This is a genomic window from Bacteroides sp. BFG-637 (assembly GCF_024793605.1).
GTDB lineage: Bacteria > Bacteroidota > Bacteroidia > Bacteroidales > Bacteroidaceae > Bacteroides > Bacteroides vicugnae.
In genome coordinates, this window is record NZ_JANUPD010000002.1 from 2,393,953 (window position 1) to 2,412,401 (window position 18,449).

Consider the following 18,449-nt stretch of genomic DNA (forward strand, 5'->3'; position numbering starts at 1 on the left):
GATGATAAAACTAGAAGGGATTACGAAGAGTTTCGGCTCATTACAGGTGCTGAAAGGCATTGATCTGGAAATCAACAAAGGAGAAATTGTTAGTATTGTAGGCCCGAGCGGTGCGGGTAAAACTACGTTATTGCAGATAATGGGTACTTTAGATGAACCGGACGCAGGTGTGGTACAGATTGACGGAACAGTGGTGAGCCGGATGAAAGAAAAAGAACTATCCGCTTTTCGTAATAAGAATATTGGTTTTGTTTTCCAGTTTCACCAACTACTGCCGGAGTTCACGGCATTGGAAAATGTGATGATTCCCGCCCTAATTGCCGGGGTGTCTTCCAAAGAGGCGCACGAACGCGCTGTGAAGATTCTGGATTTTATGGGACTGGTTGACCGGGCTTCTCATAAACCGAACGAATTGTCGGGAGGGGAGAAGCAGCGGGTAGCGGTAGCGAGGGCTTTAATCAACGATCCGGCAGTTATTCTGGCAGACGAACCATCCGGTAGTCTGGATACACATAATAAAGAAGATTTACATCAACTGTTCTTCGATTTGAGGGACCGTCTGGGGCAGACTTTTGTCATTGTGACGCATGACGAGGGGCTTGCCAAAATTACGGACCGGACCGTTCATATGGTGGATGGTATGATTAAAAAAGATTAATTAGAGAACCTAATTTCTAAAAATGTATACCAAAAAGGTAGAGCCTTGCAAGTGTTCTATCTTTTAGTTATATATTTATAGTCGCTTCTCTACGGAAGTCTGTGAAGATGATAGTAGAGTGTTTGTTTTGTTTGTGTGTGATGCATTCTTGTCTGGTGTGATAGGAATGCATCTTTTTTTTATTAATTATAACAAATGTAGGGCTCTAGCCGTTCAAGATCAATAGGAGTGAACTCCTCGTAAAGAGATAATTGCTTCAGACTTTTTAAGGGTCCTTTCTTTTTCCGATATTCTATGATAACCTTTGCTTGGTAGTAGTTTATGTATGGATGATGCAGCATTCGTTCCATACCGGCTTTATTTAAATTGATACGGCGTGTCTGCTGGATGTCAATGGAAAACCACGGACGGAGTTTCTCTGCCTTTAGATGAATCTCCTGTAACTGCTCTATTCGGAAAAAGCCTCCCAGCCGTTCGCGGTAATTCACCATCATCCGGGCAATGCTGCTTCCGATTCCCGGAATCTTTTTCAGTTCGGTGGTATCTGCGGAGTTGAGGCTGATGATGGTTCCGGGGAGATATTTCATGAGTGTGTCCCGTTGTACACTTTGTGCGGTTAATAATCGTACCGTATCCTTTGAACTGAAATCTTTTGTAATTTGGATATAGGGATAAAGAGTCCGGTATTGTTCTTCGGTTAGACCATAAATCTTCCGGAAATCCTCCGGATGGCGGAATTTGCCTTGTTTATTACGATAATGCAGGATATTCTTTACCATCCGGGAAGGTAGTCCGAGTGACAGGAGAGTGGTGGAGTCTGCGGTGTTCGGGTCGAATATCGCAAGCTTGATTTCCCTTTGAGGGGATGATTGAAAAGAAGGACCGGACTTTTGGTGAGGTTTGGTTTCCCGGAGGACAGAAATAAAGTCGTTGTATTCTTTATCGAACTTCTCATTCTCTTTGCAGTCGGTATCTTCAGCGTGCTTGAAAAAGGAGAAGAGTTTAGGAGCGGCATATACTCCTAAAATAAGAACGACAAGGACGATAATGCCTTGTCGTTCAGTTTTAGTATAATAAAGGAAGTCTTTCCACATTATAGCTTGATCAATCCCAGTTCATTGATAAATATCAGTGAGATGGCGATTGGTGCGATATATTTTAATATAAAGATAATGAGTTTGTATACCGGTATCTTTAATGAACCGTCGTTGGTAATCTCTGACCATACAATCTTCTTGTCCAGATACCACCCGGTGAAGAGCGAAATACACAATCCGCCAAGTGGTAACATGATTTTAGCTGTTAAGAAGTCGAAGAGATCGAACAGACCCAGTCCGAAAATAGTAAATCCTTTCATGACTCCCAGTGATAATGAACAGAATATTCCGAGGAAGATACAACCGCCGGTGACTAACCTTGCTGCTTTTCCACGGGAAAGCTTGAACTCCTCATGTAAATAAGCGGTTACTACTTCGTGCAAGGAAATGGTGGAGGTTAAAGCAGCCATTGCCAATAACGCGTAGAACATGACAGAGAATATATATGCCAGTATGGGGACTCCGCTGAATGCCTGTTGGAATACATTAGGCAGTGTGATAAAGATCAGGCTCGGACCTGAATCAGGTTGTATGCCTACTGAAAAAGCAGCCGGGAAGATGATAAAACCGGCTAGTATCGCTACAAAAGTGTCAATGATTCCTACGCTGAAAGCTGTTTTAGTCAGGTTGGTTTCTTTACTGAAATAGGAGGCGTATGTACAAAGACATCCCATTCCCAAGCTCAAAGAGAAGAAAGCCTGTCCCATGGCACTCAAGAACACATTCCCGTCCACTTTGCTAAAGTCAGGCTTGAGCAGGAATTCAATGCCTGCACCGGCTCCCGGCAAAGTAACCGAGCAAACTACCAGTATGAGGATAATGATAAATAAGGTAGGCATCATGATTTTGGAGGACTTTTCGATTCCTTTTTCCACTCCTTTCACGATGATGAAATGAGTGATTAACAAGAAGGCTACCAACCATACAACCGGTCTCCACGGACTACTGGAGAATTGCTGGAAAGAAGAGATGAATTCTCCGGAGTTTTTTCCGGCAAAGCCGTTGGTCGCAGCTTCAAGAATATATTCAAGCGTCCAGCCTGCTACTACGGCATAATAACTAAGTATCAGGAAACCGGCCAATACTCCCATGCGTCCTACCCAACGCCAATGTGTTCCAGGGGCTAATTTCTGATACGCTCTTGCTGTGTTGGCTCTCGAACGGCGTCCTATCAGAAACTCGGCAATCATAATAGGTAGTCCCAGAAGAAAGATGCAGCCTAAATAGATCAATATAAATGCCGCACCTCCATGATTTCCCGTTTCATAGGGAAACCTCCATATATTACCCAGTCCGACTGCAGAGCCGGCAGAAGCGAGTATGACCCCTAATTTACTGCCGAAGTTCGCTCTATCATTTTTTGCCATAAATCTTGTTTTATCTTACAAATCGTTATAAAATGCACGTATAAAATGCAAATATAGAAAATGATACTTATATTTGCACGATAATTGTAATATTATTTAGATATGCTATCTTATATTAAGAAATATCCGATCTCGCTTTTTATTATTCTGACAGTGATTTATCTGTCGTTCTTTAAACCGCCTAAGACGGATTTAAATGAAATTCCCAACCTCGACAAACTGGTTCATGTCTGTATGTATTTGGGTATGTCGGGCATGTTGTGGTTGGAGTTTCTGCGTGCGCATCGCAGGGACAATGCTCCGATGTGGCATGCGTGGGTAGGTGCATTCTTCTGTCCTGTACTTTTTAGTGGTTGTGTGGAATTACTGCAGGAGTATTGCACTACTTACCGGGGAGGAGACTGGTTGGATTTTGCAGCTAATACTACGGGAGCGATTCTGGCTAGTTTAGTGGCCTATTATGTCGTACGACCGAGGATGATGAAGGCTGATTGAAATTTGCTGGCTAGAAGGATTTTCAGGCACGGATTACGCGGATTACACGGTCGCTTTATAAATGCTAATTCTAAAATCCGTGTAATCCGCGTAATCCGTGCCTGAAAAAATAGTATAATTATAAGTATTCTACCGTTGAACTAAGTTTGATTCCATTGGAACCTTTAATTAGAATGGTATATCCTTTAGGTTTGTCTGCTTGCAGATTCTTTATAACTTCCTGCGCATTGGCGTAAGTTTTAAAAGAATGTTCGCTTGCGGCAAACAGTTCTCCTACGAGCCATACTTTCTCAAAACCACTTTCTTTGATGTAATCAACGATTTTCTGATGTTCGGCCGGGCTTTCAGCACCCAGTTCGCGCATATCTCCTAATATGATCATCTTGTGAGGGACTGTCATGTTCCGGAAGTTTTGCAAGGCAGCCATCATACTGGTCGGGTTTGCATTATATGCGTCGATGATCAGCGTGTTATCTTTTGTCTTTTTAAGTTGAGAGCGATTGTTTTGTGGTGTATACCCTTCCAAAGCTTCGTTGATCTTCTTTGCTTCCACTCCGAAGAAACGGCCGATGGTGATGGCAGCCAGGGCATTCGGGAAATTATATTCTCCGATCAACTGTGTGCGAACCTGATGGCGTTCACCGTCCTTACCGGCTTTCCATTCGAAAGCGAGATAAGGTGAATTGCCGGTGATTCGCCCGTTAACATAGAGATCCTCTTCTGTTCCATAAGGAATCAGGTTCAATCCCTGTGAGATATTCATCAAATAGGTGTTATCGTGATGGATAAAGGTAATGGCGTCTTTCTTACGGAGGAAATCGTACAATTCTCCTTTAGTCTTAATCACTCCTTCGAAAGAACCGAATCCTTCCAGGTGAGCCTTGCCTACGTTGGTGATAATGCCATAATCCGGTTCGGCTATTTCGCAAAGAAACTTGATTTCTCCCGGATGATTGGCACCCATCTCGATGACAGCAAGGTCATGTTCCGGCTTCAATCGTAGCAGAGTGGTCGGTACACCGATGTGATTGTTGAGATTACCTAAGGTATAAAGCACATTATGAGCTTGGCAGAGAACGCTGGAGATTAACTCTTTGGTGGTCGTCTTTCCGTTAGTTCCGGTAATGCCGATCACTCGCGTCCCGAGTTGGCGGCGATGATAGTTGGCAAGCTGCTGCATTGTTTGCAGACAGTTGTCTACAAGTATATATCGTTGATCGCCTTCTATGGCATATTCGGCCTCATCGATAACGGCAAATGCGCATCCGGAGTCCAGCGCTAACTTAGCAAATGCATTACCGTTGAACGACTCACCTTTCAAGGCGATAAATAAAGAACCGTCCGGGCAGTTCCGGCTATCAGTAGTAACTGATTGGCAATCCAGAAAAATCTGGTAAAGAGCAGAAAGTTTCATAACCTGATCTTTTATTTAAAACGTTGCAAAGATAGGCTATTCTTTCGGATTTGACGGGAGTTCGGACAGATTTTTACTTAGGCATATACCAAAGGAAGAGTCAGTATCATCCGGCATCCGTCCGTATAGGAAGAATCGATCCGGAGGCTGCCTCCTAACTTCTCGGCGATACTCCGGCATATCGGAAGTCCGAGACCGGTTCCCTGTGTGAAAGAATCCATTTTGTAGAAACGTTGAAATACTGCCTCCTGTTGATTTGTCGGGATGCCTGTTCCTGTATCGGTGACACTGATTTCAATTTTCTTTTCAGCTTCCAGTATGGAATAAGCTATGCGAATACTGCCGTGAGTCGTGAATTTAGCGGCGTTATGCGCCAAGTTGTTCAACGCTTGTGATATACGTTCCGAATTACTGCGTATGAGCAGGTTTTCTCTTGCAGGCTCGAACAGCACTTCCACTTCTTTCTGCCTGTTGTCTTTGGCCACTTCAGAGGCAAGTTGACAGATCGTATTCATGTCTGTTTCATCATCTGTGGGCAGTTGTTCGTATTGATCCAGTTCGGACAGAGCGAGTACATCAGTGACCAGTCGGAGCAAGTCGTTACTGTTGCTCTTGATAATATTGACAAATTCCTGTGTTTCCGGATTGTTGCTATAGTGATCGCTTAACACCTGCGAGAAGCCTACAATGGAGTTGAGAGGTGTACGGATTTCATGAGTCATGCTTTGGATGAATGTGGTTTTCATCCGGCTGTTTGCTTCCGCTATATCCTTCGCTTTACGTAATTCTTCCCTCGATACAGTAAGTTCTTCATTTCTTGTTTTAAGTTCCGCTTCCGAAACTTTCAGTTTGCGTTTCAGGAAGTTTTCTCTATAAAGGAATAAGAAAAGAACGCCTAATAAAATAATCAATGAGATAATCAATGTTGTTTTATTATGCAACTCTTTTTCCTGTGTCTGGAGCGTTAATTCTTTCTTTTCGGCATTGAGCTTCTCAACGTTTAGCAAGGTGGCGAATTCGCTGCTGGCTACTTGCTCATTGGCTATTTTTAAAGAGTCATCTGCGTTGATATACATTTGCAGAAATTTGACTGCCATGTTCATATTCCCCATCTTTTGGTAGATTTCTCCCTGTGTGCGATAGTGGTTGCTGCTAAGTATACTTTCACTTAAACGGCGCTCTTCCTTTTCTTGCCTTTCTGCAGCTTCCAGTGCTTTTTGATATTGCCTGGTCTGCTGGTAGTATAAACATTCTATATTATATAGCCTTTTTTTGATCGATTCCAGTCTTTTATCCTGTTCGAATGCGGCTTGGCATTCCTTCAATATTTTTCGGCTGCCTGAAAGTCACCAAACTTACTGTAGTAGTTTACGTACTCCAACTTGGCAGATATTTGCTGTGTAGAAGAATTGGCTGTTGCAACGGCCTTTTCCATAGCTTCCAATGCTTCTTTTTGTTTTTCCCGGCTGATGTAATAGTTGGCTATCTGGGCATAGGTCTGGGAAATGTTATAGTTTTCGATATTGTATTTTTCAGTCAGTTCGATTTCTTTCAACCGCCATTCACCCGCCATCGAATCGAATCTTTTGATGGTGTAGATTTGTGACATGATATTGTAGCAACGGGACAGACCGGTTTTGTCATCCTCTTCCTGTGCTTCTTTTAACATCTTTTGCACTTCATAAAGTGCTATGTTTGTTCTGCTTGTTTTTAGATAGTAAGTGATTAATCTGTTCGCCCATGCAAAATAATAATATTTAGGCTGATGGGTGGCTTTGGCGAATTCTTTTACTTTGTTGGTATAGTAGATTACGCTATCTTCATGGGTCCCCTGGAAATAATAGTAATCCAGTTGGGTGGCTATGGCTACTGCCTGCATTCGTTCATCATGCCGTTCACCGGCCATTCTGAACAATGTGTCGGACATGTTAAGCACAATAGGATCTAATAAGTATTCTTGACAACGTTGATAATATTCATAGAGAGTAGAGTCAACATTGAAAGTTTCAGCCTCTTTTTGAGCTTTAGCAGTAGTGGCAAAGGGCAAAATGAGGAAAAGAAATCCTACGTGAAATAGGGTTAATCGGCTCATGGTATGAATTTTTCGGTTTCTTCTATAGTTTGCAAATATACGTTTATTTCTTCTTTTTAGTACGAATACTTGCTTTTTTTATCTACATTTGTAGGCGATCTAAAAGGAATGTTGTCAATGATGAAACCTATATCTCCTACTTATATAAATGTAAAAGGGCGGTTGCTCGATCTTGCTACTCCGCAGGTGATGGGAATTTTGAATGTTACTCCCGATTCTTTTTATTCCGGCAGCCGGATGCAGACTGAAGAAGACATTGCTGCCCGGGCGCGGCAGATACTTGATGAAGGTGCTTCGATTATTGATATAGGAGCTTATTCTTCACGGCCGAATGCCGAACATATTTCTGCTGAAGAAGAGATGGGCAGACTGCGTACCGGTCTGGAAATTCTGAACCGTAATCATCCGGAAGCCATCATTTCTGTTGATACTTTCCGGGCTGATGTAGCGGAAGAATGTGTGAAAGATTATGGAGTTGCTATTATTAATGACATAGCTGCCGGTGAAATGGACCACCGGATGTTTCAGACAGTTGCCGACTTGGGAGTGCCCTATATTATGATGCATATGCAGGGAACTCCCCAAAGTATGCAGAAAGAGCCGTCTTATGATAACCTGATTAAAGACATTTTCCTGTATTTCGCTCGTAAAGTGCAGCAACTTCGCGACTTGGGAGTGAAAGATATCATTCTCGATCCGGGATTCGGATTCGGAAAAACGTTGGAGCATAATTATGAACTGATGGCACATCTGGAAGAGTTCCATATATTCGAGCTTCCCGTTTTAGTGGGAGTTTCGCGGAAATCAATGATTTATAGATTATTGGGGGGAACCCCGCAAGATTCATTGAACGGGACAACCGTATTGGACACTGTTGCGTTAATGAAAGGAGCGCACATCCTGCGTGTACATGATGTGCGTGAGGCGGTGGAAGCTGTCCGGATCACAGAGAAATTAAAAATAGAGAGTGGATATGACAAATAAGAGGAGGGTGCATGTTTTTTGAGTTTGGCATAAAAGATTTTATCGATATTCTGCTGGTGGCTTTTGTTTTGTACTATACCTACAAACTGATGAAAGCTTCCGGTTCTATTAAGGTATTCACCGGTATCCTGGTTTTTATCCTGATCTGGCTGGTGGTGACTCAAGTGTTGGAGATGAAGCTGTTGGGTTCTATTTTCGACACATTGATGAATGTGGGTGTGATAGCGTTGATTGTTCTTTTTCAAGATGAGATACGCCGTTTCCTTTTGACTTTGGGATCTCACCGTCATGTCAGTGCATTGGCACGTCTCTTTAGCGGATCGAAAAAAGAGTCGTTGAAGCACGATGATATCATGCCCGTGGTAATGGCCTGTTTAAGCATGGGCAAACAAAAAGTCGGCGCATTGATTGTCATTGAGCATAACACTCCTTTAGATGAAGTCGTTCGTACGGGCGAATTGATTGATGCGGCAATCAATCAGCGTTTAATCGAGAATATCTTTTTTAAGAATAGTCCGTTGCACGACGGAGCGATGGTCATCAGCAAAAAACGTATCAAGGCAGCGGGATGTATTCTTCCTGTGTCCCATGATTTGAATATACCGAAGGAGCTTGGCTTGCGGCATCGCGCAGCGATGGGAATTTCACAGCAATCGGATGCGCATGCCATTATTGTTTCAGAAGAAACAGGTGGTATCTCCGTAGCCTATCGCGGACAATTCTACCTCCGCCTGAATGCGGAAGAACTGGAAAGTCTATTGACAAAAGAAAACTGATTTTATATTGGTAAGGCAATGGTCAAACAATGATGGTCATTTTATGACCATCATTGTTTGACCATTGTTGTTTTATCTGCTATTTGGCGCTATTTTGCTTTATTTCCAACCCTTTTTGAATGATAATTATGCCCTCCTTTTTAGGTGAATCGCCTACCTTTGCCGTATACTATTAAAATTCTATTTTTGAATAAACCATGAAAAACAGATTGATTGCTTTACTGGTACTTTTTACAGTTATTTTCTTTAGTACTGCACAGGCGCAAACTACCGCACGGAAGTTTGAGGCAGGCAAGAACACATTCTTGCTGGATGGAAAACCGTTTGTGGTGAAGGCTGCCGAGTTGCACTACACCCGCATCCCGCAAGCTTATTGGGAACATCGCATTGAGATGTGCAAGGCATTAGGCATGAATACTATTTGTATTTATATTTTCTGGAATATCCATGAGCAGGAAGAAGGTAAGTTCGATTTTTCCGGTCAGAATGATATTGCAGCTTTCTGCCGTGCGGCACAGAAACACGGTATGTATGTCATTGTCCGTCCCGGTCCGTATGTATGTGCGGAGTGGGAGATGGGGGGACTTCCCTGGTGGCTGTTGAAGAAAAAAGATATAGCCTTGCGTACGCTCGATCCCTATTATATGGAACGGGTAGGCGTCTTTATGAAAGAAGTAGGCAAGCAACTGGCTCCGCTGCAAGTGAATAAGGGGGGAAATATCATCATGGTGCAGGTAGAGAACGAATACGGTTCTTATGGAATCGACAAACCTTATGTTTCTGCCGTGCGCGACCTGGTTCGTGAATCCGGTTTTACCGATGTACCTCTGTTTCAATGTGACTGGAGCAGTAACTTCACCAATAATGCGCTCGATGACCTGATTTGGACAGTGAATTTCGGAACGGGTGCCAATATCGACCAGCAATTTAAAAAACTCAAAGAACTTCGCCCCGAAACTCCGTTGATGTGTAGCGAGTTCTGGAGCGGATGGTTCGACCACTGGGGACGCAAACATGAGACACGTCCTGCAAAAGATATGGTACAGGGCATCAAGGATATGCTCGACCGGAACATCTCTTTCAGTCTGTATATGACTCACGGAGGAACGACTTTCGGACATTGGGGAGGTGCGAACAACCCGGCTTATTCCGCCATGTGCAGCTCATACGATTATGATGCTCCGATTAGCGAACCCGGATGGACGACCGACAAGTTTTTCTTGCTTCGTGACTTGTTGAAAAACTATCTTCCGGCAGGTGAAACACTGCCCGCAGTACCCGCAGCTTTGCCTGTTATTGAAATCCCCGAGTTTCACTTCCATAAAGTGGCTCCGCTTTTCTCGAATCTGCCGGAGGCAAAACAAACGGTGGATATTCAACCGATGGAATCATTCAACCAGGGATGGGGAACGATTCTGTATCGCACCACATTGTCCGAAACTATTCTTGCAGGCACCACTTTGAAAATTACGGAAGTGCACGACTGGGCGCAGATATATGCCGACGGTAAACTGCTGGCACGTTTAGACCGTCGTAAAGGAGAATTTACAACGACCCTGCCCGCACTGAAAAAAGGCACACAACTGGATATTCTTGTGGAAGCAATGGGACGTGTTAACTTTGACAAATCTATCCACGACCGCAAAGGAATCACCGAAAAGGTGGAACTTATTTCGGGTAACCGGGCTAAGGAATTGAAAAACTGGACGGTGTATAACTTCCCGGTAGATTATTCCTTTATAAAAGATAAGAAATATAGCGATAAAAAGATGTTACCGACTATGCCTGCCTATTACAAGACTACCTTCACACTGGATAAAGTAGGAGATACTTTTCTGGATATGAGCACATGGGGGAAAGGCATGGTCTGGGTGAACGGTCATGCAATGGGGCGTTTTTGGGAGATCGGTCCGCAGCAGACTCTCTTTATGCCGGGGTGCTGGCTGAAAGAAGGAGAGAATGAAATTCTTGTTCTGGATTTGAAAGGTCCTACCCGGGCTTCCATCAAAGGTTTGAAGAAACCAATTCTCGATGTGCTTCGTGAAAAAGCTCCCGAAACACACCGCAAGGATGGAGAGAAACTGAAACTGACGGGTGAGAATGTGGCTCACGAAGGAGCTTTCACTCCGGGCAACGGCTGGCAGGAGGTACGATTTATCACTCCGGTGAAAGGACGTTATTTCTGTCTGGAAGCACTTTCTCCGCAAGCAAATGATAACATCGCAGCGATAGCGGAGTTTGATGTCTTGGGAGCTGATGGTAAACCGGTATCCCGCGAACATTGGAAGATTCGTTATGCCGATAGTGAAGAAACACGTAGTGGCAACCGTACAGCCGACAAGATATTCGACTTGCAGGAATCCACTTTTTGGATGACAGTGGACAATGTTCCTTATCCTCATCAATTGGTAATTGACTTGAGCAAAGTGGAAAATGTGACCGGTTTCCGCTATCTGCCCCGCGCCGAAAAAGGGTATCCGGGTATGATTAAGGAATATCGCGTATATGTGAAACCTGCTGATTTCAATTACTAAACAGTGAATGAACAAGAATAAAACAATGGATGAAAAAGCATTGAAATGACGATGAATATGAAGAAAAATATAATTCTTTTCGCATTCCTGTTTATAGGAGTGCTAACTGGGTATTGCCAGCAATCTGCTTACCTGTTTGTTTACTTTACCGGCAATCGTATGAGTGAGGAAGCCGTCCGGATGGCTGTTAGTCTTGATGGATATAATTATAAAGCCTTGAATGGAAATCAGCCGGTACTTGATTCCCGTGTGATTAGTTCGACAGGTGGAGTGCGTGATCCTCATATTCTGCGTTGTGAAGATGGGAAGACGTTTTATATGGTGGTTACGGATATGGTATCCGGAAATGGATGGAGTTCTAACCGTGCCATGGTACTTTTGAAATCAAAAGACCTTGTACACTGGACTTCCAATGTCGTGAATATCCAAAAGAAATATCCAGATCAGGAGGATCTGAAACGTGTGTGGGCACCACAAACTATTTATGATAAGGAAGCTGGGAAGTACATGGTTTACTGGTCTATGCAACATGGCAATGGTCCCGATATCATTTATTATGCTTATGCCAACAAAGATTTTACAGATATAGAAGGAGAACCGAAGCCACTGTTTCTTCCGAAAAACAGAAAATCATGTATTGATGGCGACATTATTTATAAAGATGGACTCTATCATTTGTTCTACAAAACGGAAGGGAATGGAAATGGAATTAAAAAAGCGACTACTTCCTCTCTGACCTCCGGACAGTGGGCGGAATCGGATGATTATAAGCAGCAGACGAAGGATGCGGTAGAAGGTGCAGGCATTTTTCCATTGATTGGTTCGGATAAATATATCTTGATGTACGATGTGTATATGAAAGGCAAATACCAGTTTACCGAAAGTTCCGATCTGGAACACTTTAAAGTGATTGACCATGCCGTCAGCATGGATTTTCATCCACGTCACGGTACTGTTATTCCGATTACTCAAAAAGAATTGCGACGCCTTTTCAAGGCATATGGTAAACCGGAAAGTTTCTAAAACTTTGCGATTGATAATCTTAATGCAATATATACCATGAGAAAATTATTCCTCTTTCTAGTTGTCTTGTTTTTGTCGTTTCAGCAGGTCACTTTAGCTGCAATCAAGGAAATGACGAGTACACCCGATTCGGTTTATCTGTTTTCTTTTGCAACTTCCGGAGACGACGGACGCAGCGGACTCCGTTTCGCCTGGAGTACAGATAAAGAAAACTGGTTTGAAATTGGCCGGAACTACGGATATCTCCGGTGCGATTATAGCCGCTGGGGATCACAGAAGAAAATGCTTGATCCTTATTTGAAACAATCGCCCGATGGCGAATGGATTTGTACCTGGAAACTGAATGACCGTGATGGATACGGCCAGGCTACTTCCAAGGATTTAATCAACTGGACTAGTCAGAAATATCCCCGTACTACGCCGGATTTTGACGGAGTGAGAGTGAAAGCTATTGTTGCCGGAGAAGAGCAGAAAGGAAATATCAACCGGGTAGTTTGGACCTTGGTGGATGGATTGGATAAAAATTATGGCTGGAATCAATATCGGAACTCATTACATGGAGAACGTCCGGTACAGGATGGAGAACGTTTTGCCGGTTTGAAGCCTGTAAAAGCAACGGTCACTGTACAACCGGAAGGTGCAAAGGCCATTAGTGATGTATTGCTGGGCGCTTTTTTTGAAGACATCAATTATTCGGCAGACGGAGGACTCTACGCAGAACTTATCCAAAACCGCGACTTCGAGTACGACCCTTCGGACAGGGAAGGAGATAAGAACTGGAACAGCACTCATTCCTGGGCACTGAAAGGAGAGAAAACGACTTTCACTATTGATACTACCGACCCTATTCATATCAATAACCCACATTATGCCGTGCTGAATGTGGAACAACCCGGAGCTGCATTAGAAAATACAGGTTTTGATGGAATCGCACTGAACACCGGAGAGAAATATGATTTTTCCATCTTCGCCCGGGTTCCGCAGGGTAAATCAAATAAATTGCAGGTTCGTCTGGTAGATGGAAAAGGAAATGTGTGTGGAGAAACTTCTCTAACAGTATCTTCCCGTCAATGGAAAACATATAAAGCAGTGATAGCTGCTAAAGCTACTGCGGACACTCATCTCGAAATCATCCCTCAATCTGTTGGTGAATTGAATCTGGACATGATTTCCTTATTCCCGCAAAGTACATTTAAAGGACGTAAGAACGGGCTTCGCAAAGATCTGGCTCAAGTGTTGGCTGATATTCATCCCCGTTTCATCCGTTTCCCCGGTGGTTGTGTGGCTCACGGTGATGGTTTGAAGAACATTTATCAATGGAAAAATACAGTAGGCCCGTTGGAAGCAAGAAAAGCGCAGCGTAACCTTTGGGGATACCATCAAAGCATGGGATTGGGTTATTTTGAATATTTCCAGTTTTGCGAAGATATTGGTGCGGAACCGCTTCCAGTGCTGGCGGCTGGTGTTCCTTGCCAGAACTCTGCCTGTCACGGCGACTTGAGAGGAGGGCAGCAAGGCGGTATTCCAATGAGCGAAATGGGAGCCTATATTCAGGATATTCTTGATCTGATAGAATGGGCAAACGGTGACGCAAAGAAGACAAAGTGGGGAAAGGTACGTGCCGAAGCCGGGCATCCGAAACCATTCAATTTGAAATACATCGGTATCGGAAATGAAGATCTTATCACTGATATCTTCGAAGAACGCTTCACGATGATCTTCAATGCCATCAAAGAAAAATATCCAGAAATGATTGTTGTCGGTACAGTGGGACCATTCAATGAGGGTACAGACTACGTGGAAGGATGGAAGTTGGCGGACAAACTGGGTATTCCGATGGTCGACGAACATTATTACCAGACTCCGGGATGGTTCCTGAACAACCAGGATTTCTACGACAAATACGATCGTTCGAAAAAGACAAAAGTATACTTGGGCGAATATGCAACTCACATACCGGGACGAAAGGCGAATATCGAAACAGCACTGACAGAAGCTCTTTATCTTGCAGCCTTGGAACGTAATGGCGATGTTGTCCACATGACTTCCTATGCCCCTCTTCTCGCTAAAGAAGGACATACCCAGTGGAATCCGGATTTGATTTACTTCAATAACCGGGAAGTGAAACCTACCACCGGCTACTATGTTCAGAAACTCTACGGACAGAATGCCGGGAACGAATATTTTCCGTCGCAGATCACTCTTGATAATAGAGACGATCAAGTGCGGAAACGCATTGCTTCTTCTATTGTCCGTGACTCGGCAAGTGGTGATGTGATTGTGAAACTGGTCAATTTACTTCCCGTAGAAGTGAATATGAATGTCGACCTTTCCGGAATCGGTGCTATACAGTCTTCTGCAAAAAGAACCGTACTGACCGGCAAACCGGTCGATACCCCGCTACCTGTTGAAGACACGATGGAAGTAGCAGAAAAGTTTGACTATCAATTACCTGCCTATTCTTTTACGGTGATCCGCATAAAGAAGGCAAATGAGAAATAACAGAAAAAAGTGAAGATAATAACGACATAGATAATATGAAGAAGATAATAAGTACCCTGCTGGCTAGTTGCTGTCTGACTTCTCTGATAGCACAGGAAGTGGTAGTGAAAGGGCCGGATGAAAAACTGCAATTGGTTGTATCTGCTTCTCCAGCCGAAAAGCCAAGTTATTCGATTACCTACAATGGAAAGACAATGTTGGAGAAATCTCCTTTGGGTATGAATACGAATATCGGTGATTTTGCAAAAGGGATGAAACTGACAGGACACGCTGTTACTCCGATTGATACTGTCTATCATCAGGATCGTATTAAAACCTCCAAAGTGCATTATCAGGCAAACGAACTGATTTGTAATTTTGAGAATCCGAAAGGGCAGAAAATAGATGTAGTCTTTCGTGTCAGCAATCACGATGTAGCTTTCCGTTATACTCTTCCGCGTCAGGATGGAAAAGGAAGTGTAACGGTAACTGCCGAAGAAACCGGCTTTTGCTTTCCGCAACAAACAACTACTTTCTTATGTCCGCAAAGCGATGCCATGATAGGTTGGAAACGTACCAAACCCAGTTATGAGGAAGAGTACAAGGCAGATGCTCCCATGAGTGACCGTTCGCAGTACGGGCATGGCTACACGTTCCCTTGTCTGTTCCGTATCGGTGACGATGGTTGGGTATTAGTCAGCGAAACAGGTGTGGACAGTCGTTATTGCGGTTCTCGTTTGAGCGATGTAAGCGAAGGCAATCTGTATACGGTTGCTTTCCCGATGGCTGAAGAAAATAACGGTAACGGAACTTCTGCTCCGGCATTTGCCCTTCCCGGTGCTACTCCCTGGCGTACCATAACTGTTGGCGAAACCTTGAAACCGATTGTGGAAACAACCGTTATCTGGGATGTCGTACGTCCTCTTTATGAAACGAAGCATGACTACCGTTTCGGACGCGGCACATGGAGCTGGATTCTCTGGCAGGATGGTAGTATCAACTGTGACGATCAGGTGCGCTATATTGATTTTGCAGCTGCAATGGGGTATGAGTATGCCTTGATCGATAACTGGTGGGATACGAACATCGGCCGTGACCGTATGAAATCTTTGATAGAATACGCACGAAGCAAAGGAGTGGAACTCTTCTTATGGTATAGCTCTTCCGGCTATTGGAATGATATTGAGCAGGGGCCGGTGAATCACATGGACAATGCCATTATCCGCAAACGTGAAATGAAATGGTTGCAAAGCCTTGGAGTGAAAGGAATCAAAGTTGATTTCTTTGGTGGCGACAAGCAGGAAACGATGCGCCTGTATGAAGATATTTTGAGTGATGCTGACGACCACGGTCTGATGGTAATCTTCCACGGTTGCACCATCCCTCGAGGATGGGAACGTATGTACCCGAACTATGTAGGCAGCGAGGCTGTACTGGCCTCCGAAAATATGGTTTTCGGCCAGCACTTCTGTGATGAAGAGGCTTTCAATGCCTGTCTGCATCCGTTTATCCGCAATGCGGTGGGTTGCATGGAATTCGGTGGTTGTTTTCTGAACAAACGGCTGAATCGCAACAATGACGGAGGAACTACCCGCCGTACTACTGATATATTTCAATTAGCCACTACCGTATTATTCCAGAATCCGATACAGAATTTTGCGCTTGCTCCCAACAACCTGAAAGATGTTTCCCCTGTTTGTATGGACTATATGAAAACGGTTCCTACCACATGGGATGAGACACGTTTTATTGACGGATATCCGGGGAAATATGTAGTTTTGGCGCGTCGCCACGGTGATACCTGGTATCTGGCAGCAGTGAATGCCGGGAAAGAAATCGTAAAGTTGAGGCTGGATTTAGATATGTTTGCCGGAAAAACTGTTTCTCTGTATGAGGATGATAAAAAAGGAGAACCGCAGCTTCTGCCGTTGAAAGTGAAAGAAAACGGAAAAGTGCAACTGGAAATCCTTCCACAGGGAGGTGTTCTATTGGTGAATAGAAGCGTGGCGGGATCATATGGGAAATGATTGTTCGGCAAAAGTTTGGTAGAATCATTATTTATAGCGTAATTTGTGTAGCATAAAAAGTACTACAATAATTACGCTATAAATAATTGCTTGAATATGAATGACGTAAATAATCCTTTTTTGATTTATGCCTATGCTGGTCCTAAGTATTTCTGTGATCGGATAGAAGAAACGGAACATTTGATTTCCGCTTTACGGAATGGAAGAAATGTGACCTTAATGAGTCCTCGCCGTATGGGTAAGACCGGATTAATACAGAACGTCTTTCATCAGATACGACGGGAGTATCCGGAGGCAGCTTGTTTTTACATGGATATTTTTTCTACGACATGTCTGGATGATTTTATCATTCAGTTCGGGCAGACTGTGATTGGTAAATTAGATAATTTATCGCAGAAGACGCTGGCGACAATCAGTGGCTTTTTTAGAAGTTGTCGTTTAGTGTTTTCCCCCGATGTCTTAACGGGAGTGCCACAAGCAACTCTTGATTTTCAACCTTCCCAGGCACAGGCAACATTAAAAGAGATTTTTGATTACCTGGAACATTCGGGAAAAGAATGTTATATCGCTATTGATGAATTTCAGCAGATCACTGAATATCCGGAAAAAGGAGTAGAAGGCTTGTTGCGTTCTTACATTCAATTTTTACCTCATGTACATTTTATTTTTTCAGGAAGTAAACAACATCTGATGGCAGAAATGTTTGGTTCAGCGAAACGTCCTTTTTACCGGAGTACGGAAAAGATGAATCTGGCATCCATCCCTTTAGAGCATTATTCTCTTTTTGCCATACGTTGGATGCAGGCCGGAGGAAAGGAATTGAGTGATGAACTCTTTCAGATGATTTATCGACGTTTTAATGGGCATACATGGTATGTACAGTATGTGCTGAACCGACTTTATGAACAAAAGGAGCCCGTCTTGAATGAAACCATATTTGAGAAATGTTTGGCAGATATAGTTCGTTCCGAGGTGGATGAATACCAGCGTTTATATGGTATGTTGACCGAAAATCAGTCAACTTTGTTGCGCGCTATCGCCCGGGAGCAATTCGTAACGGCTATTAATAGTTCTATATTTATTAAGAAATATGGATTGAAAGGTTCGAGTAGTATTAATGCAGCCCTTAAATTCCTGATTAATAAAGAATATGTATTTAAGGCGGAAGAGGGATATTGTGTATACGACCGTTTTATGGAATTGTGGTTGCAGACATTACCTTACGCTGGTATACTAAAATAATCATATTCAAGAAAATACCCTTCACCTTTCACAATGCCCTATTCATCGGTATTAGCGGGTGAAGGGCAGGCTTTCACTTTCCTTTCACCTTTCTACCCTGACTTTCACAGATTGTCCAGTTTGCTAAATCCTTCATCTATAGTTGGCAGAAGAAGTGTTAGCAGATAGCTTCCGGACTATTATAGGAAAACTTCTTTTCTATAAAGGATAAACTTCCTTTGTATAGGAACCAAACTTTCTTTGCCTTATAAGAAAACTA

At 43.4% G+C, this 18,449-nt stretch carries 12 protein-coding genes and 1 pseudogene; 9 read left to right on the forward strand and 4 right to left on the reverse strand.

All coding sequences use genetic code 11. From position 1 onward, the window contains the following. Position 1: 1 nt before the first annotated feature. Positions 2–658, forward strand: coding sequence for an ABC transporter ATP-binding protein (locus NXX38_RS09295; protein ID WP_148364243.1), 657 nt, complete (start codon positions 2–4; stop codon positions 656–658). A 182-nt stretch (positions 659–840) separates the two neighbouring features. Here the strand turns inward: NXX38_RS09295 and NXX38_RS09300 are convergent, their stop codons facing one another. Both NXX38_RS09300 and NXX38_RS09305 read right to left on the reverse strand, forming a co-directional pair. Beyond that, entirely contained in the window at positions 841–1,752 is a 912-nt protein-coding gene (locus NXX38_RS09300) for a helix-hairpin-helix domain-containing protein (RefSeq protein WP_258979355.1), read from the reverse strand. Next, entirely contained in the window at positions 1,752–3,122 is a 1,371-nt protein-coding gene (locus NXX38_RS09305) for a sodium-dependent transporter (RefSeq protein WP_195650101.1), read from the reverse strand. The genes NXX38_RS09300 and NXX38_RS09305 overlap by 1 nt, the downstream gene beginning before the upstream one ends. Before the next feature lie 102 nt (positions 3,123–3,224). On the opposite strand from NXX38_RS09305, the gene NXX38_RS09310 reads away from it, so the two are divergent. Beyond that, positions 3,225–3,617 carry a VanZ family protein gene (locus NXX38_RS09310; RefSeq protein ID WP_148364001.1) on the forward strand — a complete coding sequence of 131 codons (393 nt, stop codon included), beginning with the start codon at positions 3,225–3,227 and terminating at the stop codon, positions 3,615–3,617. A 118-nt stretch (positions 3,618–3,735) separates the two neighbouring features. Here NXX38_RS09310 and murF read toward each other — a convergent pair whose 3' ends face one another. Beyond that, entirely contained in the window at positions 3,736–5,031 is a 1,296-nt protein-coding gene (gene murF, locus NXX38_RS09315; protein WP_258979356.1) for a UDP-N-acetylmuramoyl-tripeptide--D-alanyl-D-alanine ligase, read from the reverse strand. 77 nt (positions 5,032–5,108) lie between these two features. Then, a pseudogene (locus NXX38_RS09320) lies at positions 5,109–7,123 on the reverse strand (ATP-binding protein). 117 nt (positions 7,124–7,240) lie between these two features. On the opposite strand from NXX38_RS09320, the gene folP reads away from it, so the two are divergent. The 7 genes from folP (at position 7,241) to NXX38_RS09355 (ending at position 18,190) form a co-directional block, all read left to right on the forward strand. Beyond that, entirely contained in the window at positions 7,241–8,107 is an 867-nt protein-coding gene (folP, locus tag NXX38_RS09325) for a dihydropteroate synthase (RefSeq protein WP_195650099.1), read from the forward strand. 11 nt (positions 8,108–8,118) lie between these two features. Beyond that, positions 8,119–8,883: a diadenylate cyclase CdaA gene (gene cdaA, locus NXX38_RS09330; protein ID WP_148363998.1), complete on the forward strand. Its 765-nt coding sequence runs from the start codon at positions 8,119–8,121 to the stop codon at positions 8,881–8,883. A gap of 197 nt (positions 8,884–9,080) precedes the next feature. Further along, complete coding sequence (locus NXX38_RS09335) at positions 9,081–11,417, forward strand: beta-galactosidase (RefSeq protein ID WP_258979357.1); 2,337 nt, start codon at positions 9,081–9,083, stop codon at positions 11,415–11,417. 45 nt (positions 11,418–11,462) lie between these two features. Then, positions 11,463–12,440: a glycoside hydrolase family 43 protein gene (locus NXX38_RS09340; RefSeq protein ID WP_217721866.1), complete on the forward strand. Its 978-nt coding sequence runs from the start codon at positions 11,463–11,465 to the stop codon at positions 12,438–12,440. Between the two features lie 36 nt (positions 12,441–12,476). Continuing rightward, positions 12,477–14,942, forward strand: a complete 2,466-nt coding sequence (locus NXX38_RS09345) for an alpha-L-arabinofuranosidase C-terminal domain-containing protein (protein WP_258979358.1) — start codon at positions 12,477–12,479, stop codon at positions 14,940–14,942. A gap of 35 nt (positions 14,943–14,977) precedes the next feature. Next, positions 14,978–16,948: a glycoside hydrolase family 97 protein gene (locus NXX38_RS09350; protein ID WP_258979359.1), complete on the forward strand. Its 1,971-nt coding sequence runs from the start codon at positions 14,978–14,980 to the stop codon at positions 16,946–16,948. A gap of 96 nt (positions 16,949–17,044) precedes the next feature. Beyond that, entirely contained in the window at positions 17,045–18,190 is a 1,146-nt protein-coding gene (locus tag NXX38_RS09355; RefSeq protein ID WP_074556753.1) for an ATP-binding protein, read from the forward strand. The last annotated feature ends 259 nt before the right edge of the window (positions 18,191–18,449 follow it).

Coding starts and splice junctions, on each gene's coding strand:
- NXX38_RS09345 (WP_258979358.1), top strand. CDS start 12,477: ATGAGAAAATTATTCCTCTTTCTAGTTGTCTTGTTTTTGTCGTTTCAG.
- NXX38_RS09355 (WP_074556753.1), top strand. CDS start 17,045: ATGAATGACGTAAATAATCCTTTTTTGATTTATGCCTATGCTGGTCCT.
- NXX38_RS09300 (WP_258979355.1), bottom strand. CDS start 1,752: ATGTGGAAAGACTTCCTTTATTATACTAAAACTGAACGACAAGGCATT.
- cdaA (WP_148363998.1), top strand. CDS start 8,119: ATGTTTTTTGAGTTTGGCATAAAAGATTTTATCGATATTCTGCTGGTG.
- NXX38_RS09350 (WP_258979359.1), top strand. CDS start 14,978: ATGAAGAAGATAATAAGTACCCTGCTGGCTAGTTGCTGTCTGACTTCT.
- NXX38_RS09310 (WP_148364001.1), top strand. CDS start 3,225: ATGCTATCTTATATTAAGAAATATCCGATCTCGCTTTTTATTATTCTG.
- murF (WP_258979356.1), bottom strand. CDS start 5,031: ATGAAACTTTCTGCTCTTTACCAGATTTTTCTGGATTGCCAATCAGTT.
- NXX38_RS09305 (WP_195650101.1), bottom strand. CDS start 3,122: ATGGCAAAAAATGATAGAGCGAACTTCGGCAGTAAATTAGGGGTCATA.
- NXX38_RS09335 (WP_258979357.1), top strand. CDS start 9,081: ATGAAAAACAGATTGATTGCTTTACTGGTACTTTTTACAGTTATTTTC.
- NXX38_RS09340 (WP_217721866.1), top strand. CDS start 11,463: ATGACGATGAATATGAAGAAAAATATAATTCTTTTCGCATTCCTGTTT.
- folP (WP_195650099.1), top strand. CDS start 7,241: ATGATGAAACCTATATCTCCTACTTATATAAATGTAAAAGGGCGGTTG.
- NXX38_RS09295 (WP_148364243.1), top strand. CDS start 2: ATGATAAAACTAGAAGGGATTACGAAGAGTTTCGGCTCATTACAGGTG.